Origin of the sequence: Nocardia sp. NPDC004168 (assembly GCF_040610355.1) — a bacterium.
Lineage (GTDB): Bacteria > Actinomycetota > Actinomycetes > Mycobacteriales > Mycobacteriaceae > Nocardia > Nocardia sichangensis.
On the sequence record NZ_JBEXME010000005.1, the window covers coordinates 237,901 to 260,355 of the forward strand.

Annotated in this window: 25 protein-coding genes and 1 pseudogene; 8 read left to right on the forward strand and 18 right to left on the reverse strand. The window is 68.0% G+C overall.

All coding sequences use genetic code 11. The features are described 5' to 3' along the window. Nucleotides 1–258 precede the first annotated feature (258 nt). Nucleotides 259–1,371, reverse strand: coding sequence for a hypothetical protein (locus ABZW96_RS12930; RefSeq protein WP_355074125.1), 1,113 nt, complete (start codon nt 1,369–1,371; stop codon nt 259–261). Nucleotides 1,372–2,431: 1,060 nt separating this feature from the next. On the opposite strand from ABZW96_RS12930, the gene ABZW96_RS12935 reads away from it, so the two are divergent. Both ABZW96_RS12935 and ABZW96_RS12940 read left to right on the forward strand, forming a co-directional pair. Then, a complete protein-coding gene (locus tag ABZW96_RS12935; protein ID WP_355074127.1) occupies nt 2,432–3,193 on the forward strand; it encodes a DUF4239 domain-containing protein in 762 nt (253 codons plus the stop codon). A 98-nt stretch (nt 3,194–3,291) separates the two neighbouring features. Next, on the forward strand, nt 3,292–4,185 hold the full coding sequence (locus ABZW96_RS12940; protein ID WP_355074128.1) for a hypothetical protein: 894 nt from the start codon (nt 3,292–3,294) through the stop codon (nt 4,183–4,185). A gap of 86 nt (nt 4,186–4,271) precedes the next feature. On the opposite strand, the gene ABZW96_RS12945 is transcribed toward ABZW96_RS12940, so the two are convergent. Further along, nucleotides 4,272–5,033 (reverse strand): 3-hydroxyacyl-CoA dehydrogenase, encoded by a 762-nt coding sequence (locus tag ABZW96_RS12945; RefSeq protein ID WP_355074129.1) that lies wholly within the window; start codon nt 5,031–5,033, stop codon nt 4,272–4,274. A 238-nt stretch (nt 5,034–5,271) separates the two neighbouring features. Between ABZW96_RS12945 and ABZW96_RS12950 the strand changes: the two genes are divergently transcribed. Further along, entirely contained in the window at nt 5,272–6,123 is an 852-nt protein-coding gene (locus ABZW96_RS12950; RefSeq protein WP_355074131.1) for a crotonase/enoyl-CoA hydratase family protein, read from the forward strand. 34 nt (nt 6,124–6,157) lie between these two features. On the opposite strand, the gene ABZW96_RS12955 is transcribed toward ABZW96_RS12950, so the two are convergent. From ABZW96_RS12955 to ABZW96_RS12975, 5 genes and pseudogenes are all read right to left on the reverse strand, one after another. Continuing rightward, nucleotides 6,158–6,982 carry an alpha/beta fold hydrolase gene (locus ABZW96_RS12955; RefSeq protein WP_355074133.1) on the reverse strand — a complete coding sequence of 275 codons (825 nt, stop codon included), beginning with the start codon at nt 6,980–6,982 and terminating at the stop codon, nt 6,158–6,160. Nucleotides 6,983–7,009: 27 nt separating this feature from the next. Beyond that, nucleotides 7,010–8,218, reverse strand: coding sequence for a cytochrome P450 (locus ABZW96_RS12960; RefSeq protein WP_355074135.1), 1,209 nt, complete (start codon nt 8,216–8,218; stop codon nt 7,010–7,012). Nucleotides 8,219–8,234: 16 nt separating this feature from the next. Further along, nucleotides 8,235–8,681 carry a PaaI family thioesterase gene (locus ABZW96_RS12965; protein WP_355074137.1) on the reverse strand — a complete coding sequence of 149 codons (447 nt, stop codon included), beginning with the start codon at nt 8,679–8,681 and terminating at the stop codon, nt 8,235–8,237. Between the two features lie 4 nt (nt 8,682–8,685). Continuing rightward, on the reverse strand, nt 8,686–10,419 hold the full coding sequence (locus tag ABZW96_RS12970; RefSeq protein WP_355074139.1) for a fatty acyl-AMP ligase: 1,734 nt from the start codon (nt 10,417–10,419) through the stop codon (nt 8,686–8,688). 160 nt (nt 10,420–10,579) lie between these two features. Continuing rightward, nucleotides 10,580–10,723, reverse strand: a pseudogene (locus ABZW96_RS12975) (hypothetical protein); the annotation flags it as partial. Here ABZW96_RS12975 and ABZW96_RS12980 point away from each other — a divergent pair. After that, nucleotides 10,707–10,862, forward strand: a complete 156-nt coding sequence (locus tag ABZW96_RS12980; protein ID WP_355074458.1) for a hypothetical protein — start codon at nt 10,707–10,709, stop codon at nt 10,860–10,862. The pseudogene ABZW96_RS12975 and the gene ABZW96_RS12980 sit on opposite strands and share 17 nt — an antisense overlap. Here the strand turns inward: ABZW96_RS12980 and ABZW96_RS12985 are convergent. The 5 genes from ABZW96_RS12985 to ABZW96_RS13005 all read right to left on the reverse strand — a co-directional run bounded on the left by ABZW96_RS12985 (nt 10,840) and on the right by ABZW96_RS13005 (nt 15,026). Continuing rightward, nucleotides 10,840–12,099, reverse strand: a complete 1,260-nt coding sequence (locus ABZW96_RS12985; RefSeq protein ID WP_355074141.1) for a cytochrome P450 — start codon at nt 12,097–12,099, stop codon at nt 10,840–10,842. The two genes, ABZW96_RS12980 and ABZW96_RS12985, sit on opposite strands and share 23 nt — an antisense overlap. Next, a complete protein-coding gene (locus tag ABZW96_RS12990; RefSeq protein WP_355074143.1) occupies nt 12,096–12,998 on the reverse strand; it encodes a cyclopropane-fatty-acyl-phospholipid synthase family protein in 903 nt (300 codons plus the stop codon). Before ABZW96_RS12990 ends, ABZW96_RS12985 begins: the two co-directional genes overlap by 4 nt. 2 nt (nt 12,999–13,000) lie before the next feature. Further along, a complete protein-coding gene (locus ABZW96_RS12995; protein ID WP_355074145.1) occupies nt 13,001–13,258 on the reverse strand; it encodes an acyl carrier protein in 258 nt (85 codons plus the stop codon). A 12-nt stretch (nt 13,259–13,270) separates the two neighbouring features. After that, on the reverse strand, nt 13,271–14,251 hold the full coding sequence (locus tag ABZW96_RS13000; protein ID WP_355074146.1) for a fatty acid desaturase: 981 nt from the start codon (nt 14,249–14,251) through the stop codon (nt 13,271–13,273). A gap of 124 nt (nt 14,252–14,375) precedes the next feature. After that, nucleotides 14,376–15,026, reverse strand: coding sequence for a cyclase family protein (locus tag ABZW96_RS13005; protein WP_355074148.1), 651 nt, complete (start codon nt 15,024–15,026; stop codon nt 14,376–14,378). Between the two features lie 134 nt (nt 15,027–15,160). On the opposite strand from ABZW96_RS13005, the gene ABZW96_RS13010 reads away from it, so the two are divergent. Further along, nucleotides 15,161–15,367: a hypothetical protein gene (locus ABZW96_RS13010; protein ID WP_355074149.1), complete on the forward strand. Its 207-nt coding sequence runs from the start codon at nt 15,161–15,163 to the stop codon at nt 15,365–15,367. Here the strand turns inward: ABZW96_RS13010 and ABZW96_RS13015 are convergent. Continuing rightward, on the reverse strand, nt 15,351–16,268 hold the full coding sequence (locus tag ABZW96_RS13015; RefSeq protein WP_355074151.1) for an alpha/beta hydrolase: 918 nt from the start codon (nt 16,266–16,268) through the stop codon (nt 15,351–15,353). The two genes, ABZW96_RS13010 and ABZW96_RS13015, sit on opposite strands and share 17 nt — an antisense overlap. Nucleotides 16,269–16,357: 89 nt before the next feature. Next, nucleotides 16,358–16,846: a helix-turn-helix domain-containing protein gene (locus tag ABZW96_RS13020; protein WP_355074153.1), complete on the reverse strand. Its 489-nt coding sequence runs from the start codon at nt 16,844–16,846 to the stop codon at nt 16,358–16,360. Nucleotides 16,847–16,895: 49 nt separating this feature from the next. On the opposite strand from ABZW96_RS13020, the gene ABZW96_RS13025 reads away from it, so the two are divergent. Further along, nucleotides 16,896–17,111 carry a hypothetical protein gene (locus tag ABZW96_RS13025; protein ID WP_355074155.1) on the forward strand — a complete coding sequence of 72 codons (216 nt, stop codon included), beginning with the start codon at nt 16,896–16,898 and terminating at the stop codon, nt 17,109–17,111. A 171-nt stretch (nt 17,112–17,282) separates the two neighbouring features. After that, nucleotides 17,283–17,759, forward strand: a complete 477-nt coding sequence (locus ABZW96_RS13030) for a DUF2505 domain-containing protein (RefSeq protein ID WP_355074157.1) — start codon at nt 17,283–17,285, stop codon at nt 17,757–17,759. 39 nt (nt 17,760–17,798) lie between these two features. Here ABZW96_RS13030 and ABZW96_RS13035 read toward each other — a convergent pair whose 3' ends face one another. From ABZW96_RS13035 to ABZW96_RS13045, 3 genes are all read right to left on the reverse strand, one after another. Beyond that, nucleotides 17,799–18,863 carry an LLM class flavin-dependent oxidoreductase gene (locus ABZW96_RS13035; RefSeq protein ID WP_355074158.1) on the reverse strand — a complete coding sequence of 355 codons (1,065 nt, stop codon included), beginning with the start codon at nt 18,861–18,863 and terminating at the stop codon, nt 17,799–17,801. Nucleotides 18,864–18,867: 4 nt separating this feature from the next. After that, nucleotides 18,868–19,689 carry a DUF1684 domain-containing protein gene (locus ABZW96_RS13040; RefSeq protein ID WP_355074160.1) on the reverse strand — a complete coding sequence of 274 codons (822 nt, stop codon included), beginning with the start codon at nt 19,687–19,689 and terminating at the stop codon, nt 18,868–18,870. Nucleotides 19,690–19,867: 178 nt separating this feature from the next. Next, nucleotides 19,868–20,593, reverse strand: a complete 726-nt coding sequence (locus ABZW96_RS13045) for an SDR family oxidoreductase (RefSeq protein ID WP_355074162.1) — start codon at nt 20,591–20,593, stop codon at nt 19,868–19,870. 58 nt (nt 20,594–20,651) lie between these two features. On the opposite strand from ABZW96_RS13045, the gene ABZW96_RS13050 reads away from it, so the two are divergent. Then, nucleotides 20,652–21,173 (forward strand): MarR family transcriptional regulator, encoded by a 522-nt coding sequence (locus ABZW96_RS13050; protein ID WP_355074164.1) that lies wholly within the window; start codon nt 20,652–20,654, stop codon nt 21,171–21,173. A 364-nt stretch (nt 21,174–21,537) separates the two neighbouring features. Here the strand turns inward: ABZW96_RS13050 and ABZW96_RS13055 are convergent, their stop codons facing one another. Further along, on the reverse strand, nt 21,538–22,032 hold the full coding sequence (locus tag ABZW96_RS13055; RefSeq protein ID WP_355074166.1) for an anti-sigma factor antagonist: 495 nt from the start codon (nt 22,030–22,032) through the stop codon (nt 21,538–21,540). Nucleotides 22,033–22,455: the final 423 nt, after the last annotated feature.

The following is a 22,455-nucleotide window of genomic DNA, read 5'->3' on the forward strand; positions in this document are numbered from 1 at the left end:
GTCCAGAGCTCGGCGACCCGCATACGCTAGCAACATAGCAACGCTCCGATCCCTCCGCTGACGAAGGCGGCGCCGACATACGGCCGAGAGGCACGTCGGGACAAGGCAATTCGCGGAATTTCGGCACGAAAGCACGCTGTGGGCGCTGGTCGGGAGCGCACGATCCGGTCGCCGCGCATCTGCTCCGGGTCGTGTTCCGCACCTGGGGGGCGTCGCCGCTCCCCTGCGGTCACGCGCGGTCGGCTACCGCACGGCAGATCACTGTTCGGGTCCCCCACCGCCGGCCAGGCCAACCGTCGTCGCGGCCGCCTGCCGCGCGTCGTCGACCGTGCATCGGCCGAGTCCGCAGGCGGTGGCGACACCGTAGGCCTCGCGTCCGGCGGCTTGCTCGAAGAGAGCGAGCGCGCGGGCGCTGTCCTCTTCGGAGTCCGGGGAGACGACACCGGCGATCACTTTCCAGTCGGGATCGAGTTTGCGCAGTGGTGCGTAGAACCGCGGGTCCAGCGGCGCCGGCTCGGCGCCGTAGGCGCACGGGATGTGCACCGGCGGCAGTGGTGTGCCCTGTTCACGCAGCAGCCGTGCCGTGCGGCCGAGCAGCTTCACCGCCGGAGTGAGGGTGCGCGGGGTGAGCAGGCTCTTGTGCTGATAGTCGCCGTAGCACAGGTGCACGATCGCTTCCGCGCCGATTCGGTGCATCCGGCCGAGGAAACCAGCGAGTTGCCGCGCGACGAGCGGTGCCAGGACCCACTGCGAACGTAGTCGTTCGGCCTTGACCATGCTCAGCAGTGCGATCGGCGACTCCAGCTGCCAGACCACGCGGTCACCGTACCGTTCAACGACCTCGGTCATCTCCTGAATCACCGCTTCGGTGAACACCGGCAGCTGCCGAAGCGCGCCGACCACGAGCCCGGAGCGCCGCACGGCGGGCCAGACGGGAAGCCCACCGGAGACCGCGGCGCCCGCGAAGACGAACATCGCCAGATCCAGCGGACTGGGTTGGCTGATCTGGACTTTCGTTCCGGCCAGCTCCGGACGGTCGCTCCGCAGCGATTCGAACGTGTCCACGACCTGGCCGATCCGCTCGACCCGGTCCATCGAGACGTGCCGCGGCTCCAACGTGCGCCCGGATCTCAGGCCGTAACTGGGGAAGTCGCTGTAGTCGGCGTACTCGCCGGGGCGGACGATCTCGAAGACGTCGGCATGCTGCTTGCGCGTGCGCAGATAGTCGAGAATCCAGTCCGGATCGAGATCGCAAGGCACGGCGGTCACCGGCCGTCCCTCGCTGTGGTCGGCAAACCATTGCATGACGGCACGATCACCCGTCATCAGCTCGGCAGGCAGGCTGCCGACATAATGCGCGTATCTGGTCATCTGTGGCTCTTCTGTTGTCTGGACGCGCGATCCGCGACCCGGGAGCATTCCCGTTACGCCGATCGGTAGCTGTGCAAGCGTACACGGACACGCCGGAATCCCGCACCCCCTGATGTTCCCACGCTATCGACCAGCGGATGAACGTTTCCGAAGCCGTTCCGCCGTCGCGGCAGGTGCTGCGGTGGCCGAGTCGGCCAGCCACTGCGGACCGGGACCTGTTGTGTGCCAATGGCTTAACCCCATGCTTCGATGCGAGCCCCGAACGGCGGCGACTACCGCGACAAAAGCACCGGACGAACCCAACGCCCACCAGACCCGGCACAGCGGTCACTATTGCACTGACTCCAGCAGGCGTGCAGCCGATACGGGGTGCTTGCCGGCATCGTTCGGTGATCGGCAAAGTCGCGGATCACGCACCCTTCGGCTGCGCAGCAGCAACTTCCTCGCACAACACTGACCCGGGGTCGGCACCGGTCACCGTAGTCCGGGGCGACCGACCGCAGCAGTCCGCGCCGCGTCCTGGACGAATTGCGGCGAGGCATTCCGAAAATTTCCCACGCGCAGGCGTATTCGCGGTCTACCATCGGTGTCGTCCGAACCGATCTGCTGGATAGGACAATTCGACGGCGCCTGGTCCGTATCGGCGTCGTGTCGTGTTATCGCTTTGCTGTGCACCACTGATCAGATCCGAACAGACGCAGACCATCGACAGCGTGCTCGTCGATCGTCTCGGTATCCATCTCGGGGGTGAGGGCCACGCATGACCATCGAAACGCCTGTCCGCGACAATTCCGGCTCGCCTGGTAGCCGCGACCCGCTGAGCGTCTCGACCGGCTCGCGGGATCGCGTGATGTCTCGTCGGCAGCGCTGAGAGCTTTCCGATCCGAGCATGATTCGCTCGGGATGACCAGGTCGCCGCAGTACCGCTGAGCGCAGGCGCATCGATCGACCTCGGACGCGGCGATGCCCGGAATTCATCGAACCCGTAGTGCGACAAGCGCTGCGGTACGTCGCCGACGCGGCGGTCGCGAGAACCACTCAGACAGAATGGAGTCCCCGCATGGCCTTCGAGTTTCTCGTGCCCGCTCTCACCGCACTGGTCGCGGTGGTCGTCTTCGTGGCGGGGGATCGCCTACATCCGAAGGCATGGCGGCACACCGACGACGACACCGTCGGCGCCCTGGTGCTCAACTTGATCAACACGATCTTCATGGCGGTGGTGGCGTTCATCGTCGTGATCGCCTGGCAGCAGTACGACAACGCGCGCAATCACACCATCGCCGAAGCCAAATCGCTCATCGACACCTACTGGGCCGCGCACGGGATGCCCGAACCCGACCACACGCGCATCCAAGGACTGGTGCGCGATTACACCGAGCAGGTTCTCACCGCGGAATGGGCCGTGATGGCCGACGACGGTCATCTCAGTCAATCCACCCAGGACACCCTCGATACCCTGCGCGACGCCGTTGCCGCGGTGAATCCGGCCGATCCCGAGGTCGACACACTTCGCACCAGTGCGCTGACCAGCCTCGACGCGGTGGCGCAGGCACGTGCCGATCGCGCGCTGGACGCCGGTTACCGCGTTCCCGGCTTCCTCTACCTGGCCATGTGGATCTGCACGGTACTGCTGCTGTTCAGCGTGGTCCTCTCCGGCGTCCAGGTCACCAAGCGCACCGTCGTGACAACCGCGCTGCTCGGCGCCATCGTCGGCGTGGTGATCCGGGCGATCTACAACCTCGACGAGCCGTTCTCCGGTGGGAACGTGGTCCCGAAGGAGGCCTTCGAACTCGCACTGTCCCGGTACCAGCACACGACGTGATCTTCCGGCCGGTTCCGACTACGACGAGGCGACTGCACATGCGACGCGAGCGAAACACATCTCGAACACCGAGAATGGCCAAGGGATTGGCCGCTGCGATGCTGCCCCTGACCATAGCGGCACTCGTGGCCCAGCCGCTGGACGCCTCGGCGGAGGCACCGCCGTGGCCGCCGTTCGGCGACCTCGCCACCGGGAGTGCGGGGACCGGATCCGAGCCGGTGGGCGCCTTCGCGGGCGGTGGTTCCAGCGGCGGCCGCGCCACATCGTCCGGTAGCGCCGCTGCCGAAGGTGAGACGTCCGGTGGGTCCCTGAGTCTCGGCCCGATTCGGCTGCCTTCCGGCAGCGCCGGCCTCGTCGCCACCGGCAGCGCCGGGACCGCCGGCGCTCGCGGCGGTCCGCTCGCCACCGGCGATGCGGAAACCGGCGGCGCGGCACGCCCGGCGCCCCACTCGGACGTCACGGCGGAACGACCGGCCGCGACGCCGGGAGTCGACACCGGCAGCGTCCAGCTGGCGTGCACCGGCAGCGCCGTGACGGGCAGCGCGTTGCTCCTGCTCGGGCTCGTGACCGGCAGCGGTTTCGGCTCCCTCGTACCTGGTCTCATCGGCCCCGGATCGAGTGGATCGGGCGTGGGCAGCGCCGCCGCAGGCAGTGCCGCTACTGGCAGCGCAGTGCTGACGTGTCTTCTGCTGCTTCCCACCACCCCGCCCCCGCCTATGAGCCCCCTCCAACTCGGTCCGCCTGCCCCGGAACTCCCTATCGTTCCGGCTCCCGCAGCTGCCCCTACACCGATACCGCCGCAGGCCGAACGTCCCCTACCCGAGCCGCGCCCTGCCCCACAGAACCGGCCACGCGGACGGGACATCCAACCCGCCGAACCGGCCCCCGACCCGGCCGTCTGGAACCTCATGAGGCTGATGACAGTGCTGGTGGTCACCGTCATCACCGTCGTCGGTATCCGCCTCGCACCCGGCCCCAGACGAACCCGTTAGATCTCCGATCCGCGCAAGGATGGTGCGGGTGCCGAAACAACCGGCACCCGCACCGTCCTCACTACTCGGAGTCCCTCCGGCACACCTCAGCGGGGCGCCATCCGGATGGCGCCGTCGAGACGGATGGTCTCGCCGTTGAGCATCGGGTTCTCCACGATGTGGCGCGCGAGCGCGGCGTATTCGCTGGGGTCGCCCAGGCGCGAGGGGTGCGGGACCTGCGCGCCGAGGGACGCGATGGCCTCGTCCGGCAGCGTGGCGAACAGCGGAGTGTGGAACAACCCCGGCGCGATGGTCACGACCCGGATCTTGATGGCCGCGAGGTCACGCGCCACCGGCAGGGTCAGGCCGACGATTCCACCTTTGGACGCCGAGTACGCCGCTTGCCCGATCTGGCCGTCGAAGGCCGCCACGGACGCGGTGTTGATGATGACACCGCGCTCCTCACCCACCGGATCGGTCTTCGCGATCCGTTCGGCGGCCAGCCGGATCACGTTGAAGGTGCCGATCAGGTTGACGTTGACGACCTTGGTGAAGTCCGCCAGCGGGAACGCCCCGTTCTTGCCCACGGTCTTGATGGCGTTGCCGATACCCGCGCAGTTGACCGCGATCCGCAGATCGCCCAGCTCCTGCGCGGCGTCGAGGGCCGCCGTGACCTGCTCCTCGTTCGTGACGTCCGCCGCCGCGAAGACCACGCCGTCGCCGAGTTCTTTGGCGACGGCCTCGCCGGAGGACGACGGCAGGTCGATGATCACGACCTTCGCTCCCTTGCCGTGCAGCTCCCGCACGGTCGCCAAGCCCAGTCCCGACGCACCACCGGTCACGGCCGCGACCGAGTTGCTGATCTCCATCCCACTCCTCTTCTCCGGGTTGTCGAACGACAGCGCGAAACGCCGTCCGACTGGTCCGCGCTGTCACCCCGACACGGGGAGCCAGGCGCCGTGACCAATCGAGACACGGCGACAGGCTAACCGTACGGGCAGCACTAAGTAAACAGTCATTCTTCTTCGAATCGATACGCCGGTCGTCCAATGTCACCCGAACCCCCTGCAAGAGCGCGGAAATCGTCGTGATGGCAAGCTGTTGGTTATGGCCGATATTCGCCTGGACGTCTCCGACGCCATCGCCACCATCACACTCGACCGCCCGCGGCAGCTCAACGCGTTCACCACCGCGATGGGCGCGGAGCTGATCGATGCCTTCGATACCTGCGACCGGGACGATCGAATTCGCGCCGTGATCATCACGGGCGCCGGACGCGCCTTCTGCGCGGGCGCGGACCTGTCAGCGGGTGCGGAGACCTTCGCCGCGGGCGACCAGGACGCCGCGGAGTCCTTCCGCGACAGCGGCGGCGAGGTCGTCCTGCGTATGTTCGAATCTCGCAAGCCCATCATCGCCGCCGTCAACGGCCCCGCCGTCGGCGTCGGCATCACCATGACGCTCGCGGCGGACTTCCGCATCGCCGTCGACACCGCCCGCATCGGGTTCGTCTTCAATCGACGTGGCATCGTTCCCGAGTCCTGCTCCAGCTGGTTCCTGCCCCGGCTGGTCCCCATGCAGACCGCACTGGACTGGGTGTACTCGGGCCGCCTCGTCGACGCGAGCGAGGCCCGCGAAGCGGGATTGTTCTCCGCGCTGCATCCGGCGGACACCCTGCTCGACGAGGCGCGTGCGCTCGCGCGCCGCGTCACCGAGCATTCCGCGCCGGTCTCGGTAGCCTTGTCCCGGCAGATGCTGTGGCGCAACCTGGGCGCCGAGCATCCGATGATCGCGCACCGCATCGAGTCCCGCGGCATCTACCACCGAGGCGCGAGCGCCGACGCCAGGGAAGGCGTGACCGCCTTCCTGGAGAAGCGCCCCGCGCGCTTCCCCGACAGCGTCGATCGCGACCTCCCGGACCTTTTCGGCGACGATCTCGCGGTCCCGCCGTTCCGGCCGTGAGTCTCTCGGCGCTGATCACCGACCTGTCGGTGCGTCAGGATCCGTCGACGGTGGCGAGGAACTCCCGCAGCAACGCGGTGATCGCCGCGGGTTGTTCCAAGCTGCTGGTGTGACCGCAATCCGCGATGGTGTGCAGGCGCGCGCCCGGGATCGACGCGGCGATGCGCTCGGCTCGCGCGGGCGGCGTCGCGCTGTCGTCGGTGCCGACAGCGACGAGCGTCGGCATCGTGATGGCCGCGATCTCGTGTTCCACCGAAGCCCGGTCGGCCACGCCGAGGACTGCCCTGCGAACGGCGGCACGATCACAGCGCCGCAGGCGTGCGGCCCACGCATCGATGACGGGCCGATTCGCGGGGTCGGCGCGGAAACTCGGCCCGAAAAGGTGCGGTTCGATCCTGCCCAGCACCGGTTTCGCGCCGAACAAGCGCAACGCGAGCGCGAGCCGCTTGTACTCCTCGATCTTGCCGGGGTCCTCCGGCTCGGCGCTGCTGTCCAGCAACGTCAGTGAGCGCAGCAGCGGGCCGTGCCGCGCCGCGATCCGCTGCCCGACGAAGCCGCCCATGGACAGACCGACCCAGTGCACCGGAGCGATCCCGAGTCGCCGGATCACCGCGACGGCGTCACCGGCGAGGGTGTCCATGTCGTAGCCGTGAGCCGTCGCCGGGGTCGCGCCCTGGCCTCGCCAGTCGATCGCGACGCAGCGATAGTGCTCGCGCAGCACCTCGATTTGCGGCTGGAACATCCAGCCGCCGAACAGCAGTCCGTGACCGAACACCACGGTGGCCGCCTCCGGGCGGTCGCGCGGCGTTCCGGTGTCGGCATAGGCGATCGGCACGCCATCGACCGTTATCGTGGGCATGAGTTCGTCCTGCTCCGAAAAATCGCGCTACACCGAAATCGACAGTTCCGCGGGTCCACGCACGTTGATCCGTCCGTTCCAGCGCAATTCGTCGATAGTCGCCTCGGGGAACCGCCGCACGAAGCGAGTGAAGACGGCCCGTGCCTCGAGCCGGACCAGCGCCGCGCCCAGGCAGTGATGGATGCCCGCGCCGAACGAAAGGTGCTGCTGCGCGTTCGGCCGGTCGAGGCGCAGCTCGTCGCCGTCGACGCCCCAGAACTCGGGATCGCGATTGGCGGCGCCGACGCAGGCGAGCACCAGGCTGCCCGGCGGAATCACCGAGCCGCCGATCGGCATGGACTCCACGGTGATCCGGCGCATCAGTTGCACGGGGGTGTCGTATCGGAGCAGTTCGGCGACGGCGTTCTCGGCGAGTGCGGGGTCTTCCCGGAGTCGTCGTGCCTGGCCGGGGTGGCGCAGCAGGGCGAGGACGCCGTTCGCGAGGTGGTTCACGGTCGTCTCGTGGCCAGCGATGTAGAGCAGCATGACCTGGGCGACCAGCTCGTCCTCGCTCAGCACATCGCCATCGTGTTCGGCGGTGATGAGCCTGCTCAGCAGGTCGTCGCCGGGTGCGGCGCGTTTCCAGCGGACCAGGTCGCCGACCATGGCGAACAGTTCCTGGTTGGCGGACCGGACCTCGGCCTGCAAGGCGGGATCGGGCAGTGGTTCCAGCGCCAGCACGAGTATCGCGGTGAGTTCGCGCAGCCTGGTGTGCTCGACCACCGGGACGCCCAGCATCTCGGAGATGATCGCGAAGGGCACCGGGAACGCCAGTCCCGCGACCACATCCGCGGTGCCCGCCTCGGCGATGCGGTCCAGGGCGGCATCGACGAGTGCCTCGGCCCTGGGCCGCAACGCCTCGATCGCGCGGGGTGTGAACGCCTTGGCGACGAGGCGGCGCAGGCGGGTGTGATCGGGCGGATTCCGGTCCAGCATGGACAGTCCGCGCATCATGCGGTTTTCCTTGCCGAGCTCGCCGCTGTCGCTTTTCCAGGTCGGCAGACGGGTCAGATCCTGTTCGTCGACCGACTGCGCCGACCGCTGCAGCGCGGCGGCATCCTCGTACTTCGACACGATCCAGAATCCGAGCGGGTGCTCGTGCACGGGTGCGGCGGCCCGCAGCCGGTCGTAGTGCGGATAGGGATTCTCGGCGAAGCCCGCGGCGAACGGATCGAACACGAAGCTGTCGGTGGTCACGGCCACTCCTCCTGGTTCACGAGTTGACCAGTTTCACGTTGCGCATGGTGACAAGTGCGGTGGCGCAAAATGTTTCGTCCTCGTGGCCGACCGAGAAGACGTCCGCGGCCGCGATGGTGATGAGCACGCCGGGCTTGATCACCCGGCCTCGGGCGACGACCTTCGGCCCTTTGGCCGGGGCGAGGATCTTCACCGTGTAATCAATCGTCATGTTCGCCCATCCCGGCTGGAGCAGGGTTCCCGCCGCGGAGCCCGCAGCGAAATCCGCTAGGGAGCCGAGCACTCCACCCTGGAAGAACCCGTCGTGCTGGGTGAGTTCCGCGCGATGCGGCTGGATGATCTCGGCCTCGCCGGGGGCCACCCGGCCGAAGGTGAAACCCAGGTGCCGGGCGGCGGGCATACTGAGCACCGCGCCCGTCACGACCGCTTCGAAGTCGGGGTTCGCCGCTTGCCATGCCCGCATGTATTCAGCTCCTCGTCCGCAGTTGCGCCGGTTCTTCCACGCGCGGCGACCAGACCTCGAAACCGCCCGCCAAGTAGCGCTTCCTGGCCGCTGCCCGCATGATCTTCCCGCTGCTCGTCTTCTGCACCTGACCGGAGGAGGTCAGCACCACCTCGCCGACAGTCAATTCGTGCTCCCGCACGACCGCCGCCCGGATCGCGCCCACGATGTCGGTGACGTCGTCCTCCGGCGCGTAGGCACGCTTGACTTCTTGCACCACGACGATCTGTTCGCCGTCGCGTCCGGGCGCCGAGAAGGCCGCGCCGCCGCCGATCCGCAGCGCGGGATGCGCCGCCTGGACGGTGTGTTCGATGTCGTGCGGGTAATAGTTGCGGCCGCGAACGATAATGACATCTTTGAGCCGACCCACCACGTACAGCTCGCCGTCCACCAGCACACCGAGGTCGCCGGTGCGCAGGTAGATCCGTGCGGGATCATCGGCGCAACGTGCCCGAAAGGTCTGCGCGGTCGCCTCGGGTTTCTCCCAATAGCCCTGTGCGACATGATCTCCCGAGACCCAGATCTCGCCGATCCGATCCGGCGGGCAGATTCGTCCGGTGCCGGGATCCACGATGCGGAGTGCTTCCTTCGGCAGCACCCGGCCCGAACCGGCGACGGCGCGCATACGGTCCGCATCGCCATCGGCGTAACGCCCGCGCCCGAGCGCTTCGATGTCCAGGTCGAGCTTTGTCGGTCCACGCCCCTTCCGGCTGCCCGTGACCAAAAGCGTGGCCTCAGCGAGGCCGTAGCAGGGATACAGCGCCCGCGCGTCGAATCCGTATGGCGCGAATGTCTCGGCGAATCGCGTCAACGTCTCCGCGCGGATCGGCTCTGCGCCATTGAACGCCACCTTCCAGCTGCTCAAATCCATCCGCGGCGCCTCCCCCGTGCCCGCGCGCGCGACGCAGGCGTCGAAAGCGAAATTGGGACCGCCGCTGGTGTGCGCGCGATAGCGGGAGATGGCTTCCAGCCATAGCAGCGGTCTACGAACGAATGTCGCCGGTGACATGAGGATGCTGGTCGCCCCGACATACAGCGGCTGCAGCACATTGCCGATCAGACCCTGGTCGTGGAAGAACGGCGCCCAGCCGACCACCGTCGAGTCCCGATCGTGGCCGAAGGCCTGCCGGATCATCTCCTCGTTGGCCAGCAGATTGCGATGCGTGACCATGACGCCTTTGGGAGTCGCGGTGGAACCGGACGTGTACTGCAGGAAGGCGACGGAGTCGAGTCCGGCGGCGATGGCCGTGCGATCGGCGTGCGCCGGGGGCAGGTCGTCCACGGCGAGCCAGTGCCCGACCGGGCAGATCGGCTCCAGCACCGGCCGCACCGTCTCGATCATCGCGCCGACCGTCAGCACCGCGGCGGGCCTGCAATCGAACACGATCGAACGTGTCGCGTCCTGCACTCGGTCGCGGCGCGGTGGATTCACCGGCACCGCGATGATCCCTGCGTAAAGGCAGCCGAAGTAGGCGACGATGAAGTCGAGGATCTGCGGGAACACCAGCAACGCGCGGTCACCCGGCATGCACCGCGAACCGAGTTCCTTGGCCACGGGCAGCGCGCGCTGGTGCAGTTCGAGATAGGTCAGGGCCGCTGCCTCCGAACCGTTCTCGTCCAAGAACACGTAGGCGGTCCGGTCCGGCTCGCCCGCGGCGCGGCGCTCGAGGATATCGGGAAGCAGAATGGTGTCCGGCATGTCGGGTCCTCACTGCAATGCGGCGGTCATCGCCGCGGCGACGGCGGCGCGATGCCGATGGTGGAAGAGGTGGTCGCCAGGGAATCGGTGATGCGTTCAGCGCGGCGAGCGCGCGGGCCAGTTCGAACGCGACCAGCGCACCCATGCTGTGCCCGTAGAGGGCGACGCGCATCGCACCCCACTGCACGAGCTGCGGCAGCAACCCGTCCACCGCGTCGCCGACGCGGCGCAGCGGCGACTCGCCCGCGAGATCTTCTCGTCCGGGCAACTGCACCCGCACCGTGGCGATGTCCGCCGGGAACAAGTCCGGCCAGCGGTTGAACGAGGACGCGCCCGCACCCGCGCGCGGAATGCAGATCAGCCGCACGGGCGCGTCGGTGGACGTCCACCGCAGCCACGATTTCGTCGATCCGGGAGCCGTCATCGGACGTTCCGGAGCGTGACCGGAAGGCTTTTCAGCCCCCGGATGATGAAACTGTGGTCCTGCCAGTCGAGCTCGCCGTCACGCAACTCCACATCGCCCGAGTGCCGGTACAGGCGGTCGAAGGCGACCTCCGCTTGCAGTGCGGCCAGCTGCCCGCCCAGGCACCCGTGCATGCCGTGCCCGAACGCCAGATGGTCGACGGCGGTGCGCGTCAGGTCGAACTCGTCGGGACGGTCGAACGCGGCGGGGTCGCGGTTGGCAGCGCCCAGACAGACCAGCACCTGGTCACCGGCCGAGATGCGATGTCCGTCGATGTCGGCATCGCGGGTGGCCAGGCGCTTGGTGAGCTGGAGCGGACAGTCGTAGCGCAGCGCCTCGATGACCGCGGCCCGCACGCACTCCGGCCGGTCCCGCAGCAGCGCGGCTTGGTCCGGATGGCGCAGCAGGGCCAGAACTCCGTTGCCGATCAGGGATTTCGTGGTCTCGTTGCCCGCGACGAAGCACATGATGCAGACGAAGACGAGTTCCTCGTCGCTCAGCGTGTCGCCGCCCGCGGTGCGCGCGGCGAGCAACCGGCTGATCAGATCGTCGCCGGGCCGGGAACGCCGCTCGGCGAGCACCGCGTCCAAGGCCGCGGCGAACTCCTCCACGACCGCGGATACGCGCGCGAAGTCCCTGGCCTTCATCAGGCCCGGCTCCAGCAGGAACCGGATGTCGTGGGTCCAGGGGCCGACCCGTTCACGCAGATCACGCGGTAGGTCCATCCACTCGCACAGCACCGCCACCGGCAAGGGCGCCGCGAGTTCGGTGATCACGTCCAACCCGCCCGCGTCCCGCGCTCGCCGCAGAAGCTCCTCCGTCGCCCGCACGACCACGGGGCGCAGCTCGGCGATCGCCGAGGCGGTGAACACCCGGTTCACCAGTCCGCGCAGTCGCGCGTGGTCCGGATTGTCGGTGAACACCAGTGATTTGCGGCCCAGCCGCTGGATGCGCGCGACATCGCGCTGCCCGAATCGCTCGGCCTGCTCGCCGACCAGCCGGGGAATCAGCCCGGCGCTGAAGGAGCGGTCACGCAGCACGCCGCGGACATCGGCATGGCGGGTGAGCACCCACATACCCAGCGTCTTGTGCACCGGCTGTGCCTCGCGAAGCTGCCGGTAGAGCGGATAGGGGTCGCGCCGGAACTCGGCGCCGAAGGGGTTGAACCGGACTCGTGCACGGCTCGCCTGGACCTGGTCGTGTGCCCGTACTTTCATCCGGTCCGCACTTCCCGGCCGGAGAAGAAGCGATCGCGGTAGGGCGCGAGCACCAGCCGCAGCAGCCCGATCTTGCCCATCCGGAAACCGAGCGCGGACAGCTTGAGATACCGCTCGTAGCGGGCGACCACTTCCGGGCCGACGACCTCGACGGCTTCCGCGCGGTTCGCCCGCAGTCGGCGTGCCCATTCCGCGCAGGTCCACGCGTAATCCAGACGGCCGTTCGCGACGGAGCGGATCTCGAAGACGCCGTCGGCCGCGGCCGCTATCTCCGCGAACGTCGGCAGGTCCGCGTCCGGGAAGATCTCCCGCTGCATGAACCCGCTCGCCTGCGCACGATCCATATTGGCGTAGACGATCGTCTGCAACGACAGCACACCGTCGTCGTTCAGCCAGTCGCGGCAGCGGGTGAAGAACTCCCGATAGACCCGGATCTTCTCGGCAGGCGCGTCATCCGGCCGGGCGAAGTGCTCGAAGGCGCCGATCGAGATGATGCCGTCGAACCGGATGTCCGGTTCGTAGTGCGCCCAGTTCTCCAGCAGCACTTCGACACCCGCCAGGTCGCGAGACCGCACGAACTCGGCCTGCTCGGCGCTGAGGGTCAGCCCGACCGACCGAGCGACCCCATGCCGCCGGGAAAGACGTTCCAGGATCGCACCCCACCCGCAGCCGATGTCCAGCACCGCCGCGGCATCGTCGGCGCCGATCGCGTCGAGGTGGAACCGCAGCTTGCGGTCCTGGGCCACCTCCAAGGTGTCCTCGCCGGTCGCGCGCAGCGCGCAGGAGTAGGTCAACGACGAATCGAGCCAGAGCCGATAGAAGTCGTTGCCCGCGTCGTAGTGGTGCCGGATCGCGGCCGCCGCCGCGTCCGCCCGATCGGCGCCGATGGATGTGGGCACGGCTACGTCACGCTCCAGCGGCTCTGCTCGTGCAGATAACCGGCCACCGCGTCGATATTGGGGTTCTCGAACAGGTCCTCCGGCGCGAGATCGACGCCGTACCGCTGCTCCACCTCGATCAGCAGCGCGACCGCGAGGGCGGAATCCACACCCAGCCGGTCGAAATCGGCGGCGGGGTCCACCGCTTCCGCCGGAATCTCGAGCAAGTTTCCGAGGTACTCCCTGCACCAGCGGACGATGGCTTCTCTACTCGTATCCATGTTGCGTATTCCTCACGCTGCGTTGCCGACGGGATCGGCATTTCCGGAAAGACGTTTGGACGCCATTCGTTTCGCGGACGGTACTTTCAGATCCCAGGCCAGCCCGCAGCTCTCGAGCATTTTGATGACCCAGAATCCGGGATCGAGCCGATACCAGTCCAAACCGAAGGACGGCGACTCGGGAAACGCGTGATGGTTGTTGTGCCACGACTCCCCCAGCGTCACCAGAGCGAAGACGCCGCCGTTATGGCTGTTCTCCCGCGAGACATAACGGCGGGTGCCGAACATGTGCAGGAACGAATTGATCGCCCAGACGATGTGCTCGAGAACGAAGATCCGCACCAGGCCGCCCCACAGCAGGCCGCTGACCGCCCCGGTCCAACCGAGCGACACCACCCCACCGACCACCGCGGGAAGCAGCAGTCCCAACGCCACCCAGTAGTAGTAGAGGCGGGCTACCCGTACCAGGCCGCGATCCTTGATGAGGTCGGGTGCGTAGTGCACGACGTTCGGGTACTCGTGGCGACGCATCCACAGGAAATGCGAATGCGCCAGGCCGCGTAGCGTTCCGCGCAGACCACCGCCGGAAAGGTTCGGCGAGTGCGGATCTCCTTCGCGATCGCTGTATTCGTGATGCCGCCGATGCAGGGCCACCCAGGACACCACGCCGCCCTGTCCGGCCATCGAGCCGAGCACCGCCAGCACCGCGGCGACCCACGGCGCCGCCGTGAACGTGCGATGGGTGAACAGCCGGTGGTAGCCGACGGTCACGCCGAGACCGGTGGCCAGCCACATCGAGAACAGCAGCAGGAATTCGGTCAGGCCGAACGGATGCACCCGGAGAAAGGCGAACGCACCAGCCGTGCCGAGAATCGGCAGAATATCGAATAGCAGGAAGTGCCGACGTTGCAGCCGATGAATGTAAGGACTGTTGATCGTCTTCCTGCGGGGTTCCGGCTTCTCGCCGTTCGGATCACTGTCTTCGGCAATCACTCGACTACACCTCGTAGGTCCAGGGGCCCGATCTCGCCGGCGGGACCGCTCGACCGTAACCCCGCCGGCGAGAGGAACTTCGGCAGAGCAAGAGCCCCCGATCGTGGGATCGAAAGCGTCTATGTCACCACCACGCCACGACGCGCAGCGGAAACGAGCCCATCCCGCGCACCGGCGCAGGCAGTGCGACGAGTCTGGCGCCGGTGCCGGGGAGCGCGTCCAGGTTCGTCATCTGCTCGATGATCGGGATTCCCGCGCCCAGCAGCGTGTGATGGCACGGACGTGTCGGCAACGACGTGTCGTCGACGTCGAGCGAGTCGATGCCCACCAACGCCACATTGGCGGCGACCAGCGCATCGGCGACCTCACCGATCAGGAACGGATGCCCGGGCTCCCGGTACGCGGCCGAACCCCACTCGGCCGACCAACCGGTGTGCACCAGCACCGCCTTGCCCCACAGGAGCGCGGGATCACCGAGCAGGTCGGGGCCCACCGCGCGCAGTCCCCGCGCGCGGATAAGGACGATCGGCACGTTGAACAGCCGTTCCAACGGCAACTCGGCGATGTCGGCGCCTTCGGCGTGGAAATGGTAAGGCGCGTCGATGTAGGTCCCGGTGTGGCCGACCATATCCACGCGTGCGATGTCGTAGGCCATGTCGATCAGCGGCGATCGGTCGCGCGCCACGGCCGTGGTGACGCGTGGTGCGGGCAGGCCCGGATAGGTGAGCATGCCGTCCGAGACCGGATGCGACAGCTCCACGATCGCTCGGCTCATACCTGGGACGCTACCGGCCGATCCCGTGCCCGTACACGGAGTCGTCGCGGAGCCGGACGCGGTGAAAGCGCCGATCGCGATCGGCGCATGCGCGTCGCGCCGAAGAAGCGCAGAATGGACACCGGAAGGTCATCATGCGAGCGCTACAGGGCCTGCTCGGCGTCGTGCTGGGGATCCTCACGGCCGTGCTCGGCACGGTACTGGGGCTGGTCGCGGCCGTGCTGTGGCTCGTCGGCGCGATCCTATGCGTGACGGTGATCCTGCTTCCGCTCGGTCTGCCGGTCACCAAACTCGCCCGCCGCCTGTTCACCCTCTCCCGGCAACTCATGCATCTGCCCTGACGGCCGTCGCCGCGGGTCGGTCGATCAGGTTTCGTATGGCTTCGATGACGGGGCCGGGCATCTCCTCCGGCAGGAAGTGTCCGCACCGCACGGTCCCGGCGCGAAGATCGTTCGCCCATCCCGACCAGATCGATAGGGGATCGAACGGAAGCACGACCTCGCCCGGATCCTGCCAGAGCGCGGCGACGGGCATGGTCAACCGGCGGCCCGCACGACGATCGGCTTCGTCGTGGACGTTGTCGATGGAGGCGCTGGCCCGATAGTCGGCGCACACCGCGCGAACGGCGCCGGGCGCGCGGGCAGCCGCGAGGTATGCGGCGCGGGCTTCCCCGGGAATCGCGCCGGGTATCCGGCACCAGTCGTCGAGGAAGTGCCCGAAGAACAGATCGGGGTCGGCTCCGATCATGCGCTCGGCCACGTCGGAAGGTTGTGCGAGCAGGTACAGATGGAAGGCGAAGATGCCGGATGTCCCGTGCAGGGTGGACCACATGTCCGCGGCGGGCAGCACGTCCAGAATCGCGAGATGGCTGATCGCGTCCGGGTGGTCCAAACCTGCACGGAACGCGACCAATCCTCCTCGATCGTGGCCGGCGAGCGCGAATCGCTCATGGCCCAGCGCCCGCATGAGCCCGATGATGTCGGCGGCCATCGTCCGTTTCGCGTAGGTGCTGCCATCCGGCTCACCGACGGGCTTGTCGCTGTCGCCGTAGCCGCGCAGATCCGGGCAGATCACCAGATGGTCGCGAGCGAGGTCCGTCGCGACGTGCCGCCAAGCGAAATGGGTCTGCGGAAAGCCGTGCAAGAGCACGATCGGGGCGCCTGCTCCGGCCATGGCGACGTGGAGACCGACATCGCCGAGCGTCACGCGATCGTAGGCGAATCCAGCAATCCTGTTGCGCATCTCCCGGACAGTAGGACATGGCACCGACAAGCTCTGGGCACGTGCGCCGGCCGCGCCCCGACCGAAAATCATTGCGGCGCTGACGATCGTTATCTCGAGTTAAGACCCGTCGGAAAGCAGCGAGAACTGAGATCCGCGGCCGCGACCAATGCCCGTCCCTGCTCGATGAATTCGTCACCGGTGAGGAAACGGGTGAGTTCCCCCGCCGCGGACGAGACGCGAAGGCTGCCCGTCAGCAACCGGGGGGCCTTCGCCTCGCTCACGAACGCCGAGAACATCTCCGCCAGCGCGCTGACCGGACCCGCCGAGCGCTGCACCGCCTCGGCCACAATGATCCCGACCCGTTGCGACTCGGCCATGAGGGCGTAGCGGACCAGCGCGGACTTGGTGCCGAAACGGCGATAGACCGTGGCGACGCCGACACCGGCATGCTCGGCGATGCGGACCATGGTCGTCTCCTCGAAACCCATCTCGGCGAAGCAGTCGCGGGCGGCCTCGACGATGCGGCGCGATCGGGCGTCCAGCGCGGCAAGGTCGGCCCGCCGTTGTGGCTGCTGCTGCGCCCTTTCACCGGTCACGTGATCCAGGTGTGCTCGGCCGAGGTCATACACCCCCGACGTCCGCCGCATGGCCGGGTTCGAGCTGAAGCGGCGCCACCATCTCGAGTTCGCCGTGTACGTCCGTGTGCTGCAAGCGGCATGGCGTCTGCTGCCGGATCGGTTGCTGCTGCTCCCGCTGGCCTACAACCGCCTGCAATACGAGAAGCTCGTCCGCTACCACCGCGAGTACGCGCTGGACTCCTTCGCGCCGCCCCCGGGCTCGACGGGCGGTTGCCCGGTCTGAGACGGCCACTCCTCGCCGGGGCAAGGCACGCCGCACCGCACTGGAAGACATACCGGACTGGGTATGCAGGTGTCGAAGCTGGTGCTTGCCAAGGTGATTCAGCGGATTCGGCTACACGACTCGGCGATTCACCGGCTCGGGCAGGCGGCGCGGCAGGTAGCGTGTGCCGATATGGCGACCCCCTTGGCGTACACGGCCACCTACTCCCATCCGGCCGACGCGCTTCGCGCGGCGCTGGCCGACGAGCGGTACTGGAAAGACCGCGTCGAGGAGGTCGGCGGAGTTCTCGTGGAGTTCGATGCCGCCGAGGACCGTTTGCACGTGCGAATGGTGCAGACCATAGCGGCGGCCGAGTTGCCCGGCGCCGTCACCGCGGTGCGCCCCGAGGGCCTGGTCGTCACCCGCACCGAGACCTACACCCAGGAGGGCGGCAGTTTCGACGCCGACGTCGAGGGTGTGCCCGCGCGGGTGAGCGGCACCGTCCGGCTCACCGAGCAGGATGCCGCCGCGGTGGCGGTCGTGGACGGCGCGGCCGAGGTGGGGATCCCGTTGTTCGGCAAGAAGATCGAAGCGGCCGTCGTCGCACGGCTGGTCGACATGCTCGCCGCGGAAGCGGAATTCACCGATACCTGGATCACGAACCACTGACACGCCGACCGGCACCCGGAGTCGATCGGGCATCAAGGATCACGCGGGGGCGGCCACCTCACCGGTCTCGTGCTCTGTACCGGTCGCGGTCCGACGACCCAGCGCCGGCGCGATCAACTCCACGGTGTCGTGCAGGATCTGCTCGTAGTCGGCGCGGTGGAACTCGTACGGAAGCTCCAGTCGCAGTTCCGAAGTCTGCGCGAGCACCGGATCGGCCCGCAGCCGATCGATGATCTCCTCGGCGGGCCCGACCAGGTCCGGGGCGAACAGGACGCGCCGCGGCCCCTGCGGCCCGAGGGTGCGCTCGCGCCTGCTCTCCGCGTACTGCCGGTACCGCTCGCGAGTCGCGCGGTCGGCACTGTCGAACGGAACGATCACCCGTCCCACCGCGACCCGGGCGGGCCGAGCCGGATCCACCAGTCCGCGGTACTCGCCGATCAGGCTCGACTGGGTGGTGGTGAAATCGTCGCTGTGCTCGCCGAACACGATGTTCCCCGTCAGGAGGTTCAGCCCGTTCTCCCCTGCCCAGCGCACCGAACGGGTGCTGGCCCCGCCGTACCACAGCCGGTCGATCAAACCGGGATTGTGCGGCTGTAACCGCGGCCGCTGGGTGTTGCCCGGGGAGTGGATCACCGTGTCGGCGTCACCGAGATAGTCGCCCCGCAGGTTCTCGATCAGCCGGGCGATCCGTCCGTAGGAAAGGTCGTAGGTGCGCCAGTCCCCGTCGAAGACCAGGCCGCCGAGCAAGTCGGCATGCGGCGGCGTGCCCGCACTGAAACCGGCTTGCAACCGGCCCCGCGACAGCACATCCGCCAGCGACAGATCCTCGGCCAGCCGGAACGGGCTTTCGTAGCCGATGGGAATCACGGCCGTGCCCAATTGGATTCGACTGGTGCGCTGACCGGCGGCGGCCAGGAACACCGCTGCCGACCCGACGCCGTGCTCGAGATGACGCTGCCGGATCCACGCACCGTCGAAACCGAGGCTTTCGCCGTACTCGAACAGCCGTAGCGTGTCCTCGAGCCCGGAGTACGGATCGTCGTCGGGATAGTTGCCCGGCGTCAGGAACGACAACGTCCTGATCCGAGGTGTCGTGTCGCTCATCGGTTCAGCCGCGCTCGTACGGCAGCTTCTCACCGGCTTCGATCGCGACCGGGAGCCGGTTCTCCGCGGGCGGCAACGGGCAGGTCGCCAGGTCGGTGTAGGCGCAGGGCAGATTCGCGGCCCGATTGAAGTCCAGCTCCACCGACCCGTCGGCATCCGGCGGCGACAGCTGCAGCACCCGGTTGGCGGCGTATGTGGTGACCCCGGAGGTTTCGTCGGTGAAGAGCACGGTCAGGGCGCCGGGGTCCTTGCCGGGGAAAGCGGTCAGGCGCAGCGGCCGTCCGTCCAACTCGAACTCGACCTGCCCCGGCGCGTCGTAGACGTGTTCCAGTCCTTCGACAGCGGCGCCGACCGTGGTCGGCTGCGGCTCCGGGAAGGCGACATATCGCCCGGAGACCACCCACTTCGGGTGCGGCGCGTAGGCGGGCGTGCCGCGAAATGCCGTGCGCAGCGGGTTGTCCGGGTGCCGTGGCCGAACGATGTCGTGCCCGCCGCGCTTGGCGACCTCGATCACCGCGTCACCCCAGACAGCGTTCACGCCGCCGCGTTCGGGGATGACCCCGAACACATGCCTGCCGCGCACGGGTGTCCCGTCGACCACCAGCTCCTCACCGTCGTCGAGCACCACCGTCACACCGTCGGCGCCGGTGGACCAGGCACCCGGCGCGTCGGAGAATCGCTGCGGCGTCTCGGCCAGCCAGTGCAGATCGGTGATGGCCAGGAATCCGTGCGGGTCGGCCAGTCGCGCCTCTTGTCCGCGCTGCCAGTCCTGCCAGTCGGCGACGAAGGCGTCGGTCGGAGTTGCCGCGGCGGCCTGCGCTGTCATGTGGTGCTCCTCGTCTGAAGCCGTGTCCGCCCCGGTTCGGTGCCGTCGCGACGATTCGAGCCGAGACGTGCGACACCGCTCCGGACGACGAACGGAGGTGATACCGGATTCAACCGCACGCGCCCGTGCGCGAACAGAATTGCGATCAGCCCGAACCCAATCGCCGCTCACGGAGCATTCATCTGGTCGTGTGCGCACCGCCGTTGATGTGAATCGTCTGGCCCGTGATGTGCCGGGCGTGCGGGGAGGCCAGGAACTCGATCAGCCCGGCGACGTCATCGGGCTCACCCGCGCGTTTGTCGTGCGTGGAGTCGATCAACCAGCTACGCCGTTGCTCGCTGAGTTGCCCTTGGAAGAAATCGGTGTTCTCGATGTAACCGGGCGCGACCGTGTTCACCGTGACACCCTTCGGCGCCAGTTGCGCCGACAAGCCGGCCGACCACGCCGCCAGCGCCGCCTTCGCGGCGCCGTAGGACCCCGCGGCATACTCCGCGCCGATCGAGCCGACATTGATCACCGCTCCACCGGGTCGCAGCCGCTCCCGCAGCGCCGAGGTGGTCAGGACCGCACTCAAGAGATTCGTCGACAGGTTCGCCGTCCACTGCTCGGCCAACTCCGCCAACGACACCGCGGCACCGTTGCCGACGACGAGATCGGTGTTGCCCCCGGCCATGTTCACCAGCACATCCACTTCGGGCCCGACCGATTCGGCGAACCGCTCCACCTCCGTTGGAATCGACGCATCACAAACGATTCCCCGCACTCCGAGTTCCTGTGCCGCCCGCTCCACCCGTTCCTTCGAACGCCCGGTGATCACCACGTCCGCCCCGCCTTCGGCGAACCGCTGAGCCACCCGGCGTCCGATTCCCCCGCTCGCACCGGTGACGACGACCGTTCCGCGCATTCTCATCTCCTCTCGGTATATTTAGCGCTAAATGTACCGAGGGGAGAGACTTCCGGCAATGACGCACGAAGCACACGACGAGATACCGTCGCCCGCCCGGATAGCCGCGGCATGGCGCCGCGAACTGCCCGGCGCGCGAGTCGAGTCGATCGAGATCCTCACGCCGCTGTGGCGACTCGCCAAACTCCTCGCCGACGAGCGACAGCGCACCCTCCAGCGGCTCGGCATCGACGAATCGACCCTCGACCTGCTCAGCACCCTGCGCCGATCCGGTCCGCCCTACCAGCTGACCACCCGCCAGATCGCCGCCCGCAGCCTCGTCACCGCGGGCGCCGTCTCCCAGCGCCTCGCCCGTGCGGAAGCGGCCGGGCTGATCACCCGCGAACCGACCTCGACCACCCGGCGTGGCGTCCTGGTCTCGCTCACGCCGGACGGCCATCGCCACATCGAACAGGTCGTGCCCGCCCTACTGGAGCACGAAACCGCCTTGACCGACCAACTCGCCGCCGACGAACGCACCGTGCTCACCGCGGCTCTGCGCACACTCGAGGCGGCGATCCGATCCGCCGAACCGGCATAGACCCCCGCGCCGACTCGGTCAGGCGCCGGACAGATCCGCGGACAGGTCCCTGATTTCCACGACCGGCCCGGCTCTGACCCAATTCGCCCGAGGCCGGATCGAGGATCGCGTTGCGGTAGACGGCGAAACCGCGCACAGCGTGCCGGAATACGTCCGGCGATTGAGCGAACACGGTCCACCAGTCACCGGGTGTGGCATGGATCGTGCCGTGATCGACGGCGGGATCCTTGCCGGGGCCGAACAGCCGGTCGTAGAAGAAGGGGATTCGTTCGATGTGATTGCTGACACGTCGCCTGTCAAGGCTCGATCCGCCGACCCCGGCACCAGGGCATTCGAGCGAAGCCCCGGTGCCGAGAAGACAGCGTCAGAGAGGTCGCGGCTCCGGTGTACCGGCGTGACCGCGCCACGCCGCACGTGGCCCGATGCCGTGGAATCGCCCGCTCCGCAGCGAGTCGGCCAGCGCGTCCTCGACAGAGGAGTGAACGGGCCGCAGGGCGTCGAGGTCGAGGACGGCCACGACGCGGGCCACTACCAGCCGGTCACCGACCACTCGCAGCCGGACGCCCCGGCGCAGGCATGCCTCGGATTCTTCGGCCAAGATCAGCAGCGAACGGCAGGACATGAAGCCGAGACCGCTCGCATCGATCACGATCGACCCCGGCGCCGCGGTGGTCGCTCCGGCCTCGTATAGCAATCGCCGCCACGCGGGCAGCGTGTAGGCATCGACTTCACCATGGACGTGGACGACGGTCGCGTTGCCGCGGTGTTCGATGGTCGCGTCCAGTCCGAGGAGGGCGTCTTTCCACCCGTCCGACGAGGGGTGGGCGGCGCCGCCGAGACCGTGCAATTCTGTGCTCATAGGGCACTCGATTCATTTCGCGCCTAGCGCGCTCGATACCGGCCCACCCTGCATCCTCAAGACAGACCCGTCCCTTATTGCTAACAGAGACATGCCCATCTGTACAGCGGTGCGGATCCGAGCGGTTACCTGGACAGGTCGTGGGACGGGCTGCGGTACCTGTTGGAGTCGGCCGAGGCGGGAGGCCGCGCGCTGCTCAGCAGGCGCCCAACTGCGGAACCGATCGACGGCGACCCGTCACGGCCGGATAGGAACAGCACGTAGCCACGCCGGGCCGTCACGGATTTCCCATGGCCGCACGCCGATCGTATGAGCGGTTCCCGCCGACCGTGAACGCTGACATTTGTTCAAGACGAATCTTCGGTCGCCCAGCAAGGTAGTCCCTGTACGGACCGTCCGAAGGAGAACCAATGGCTGAGACCA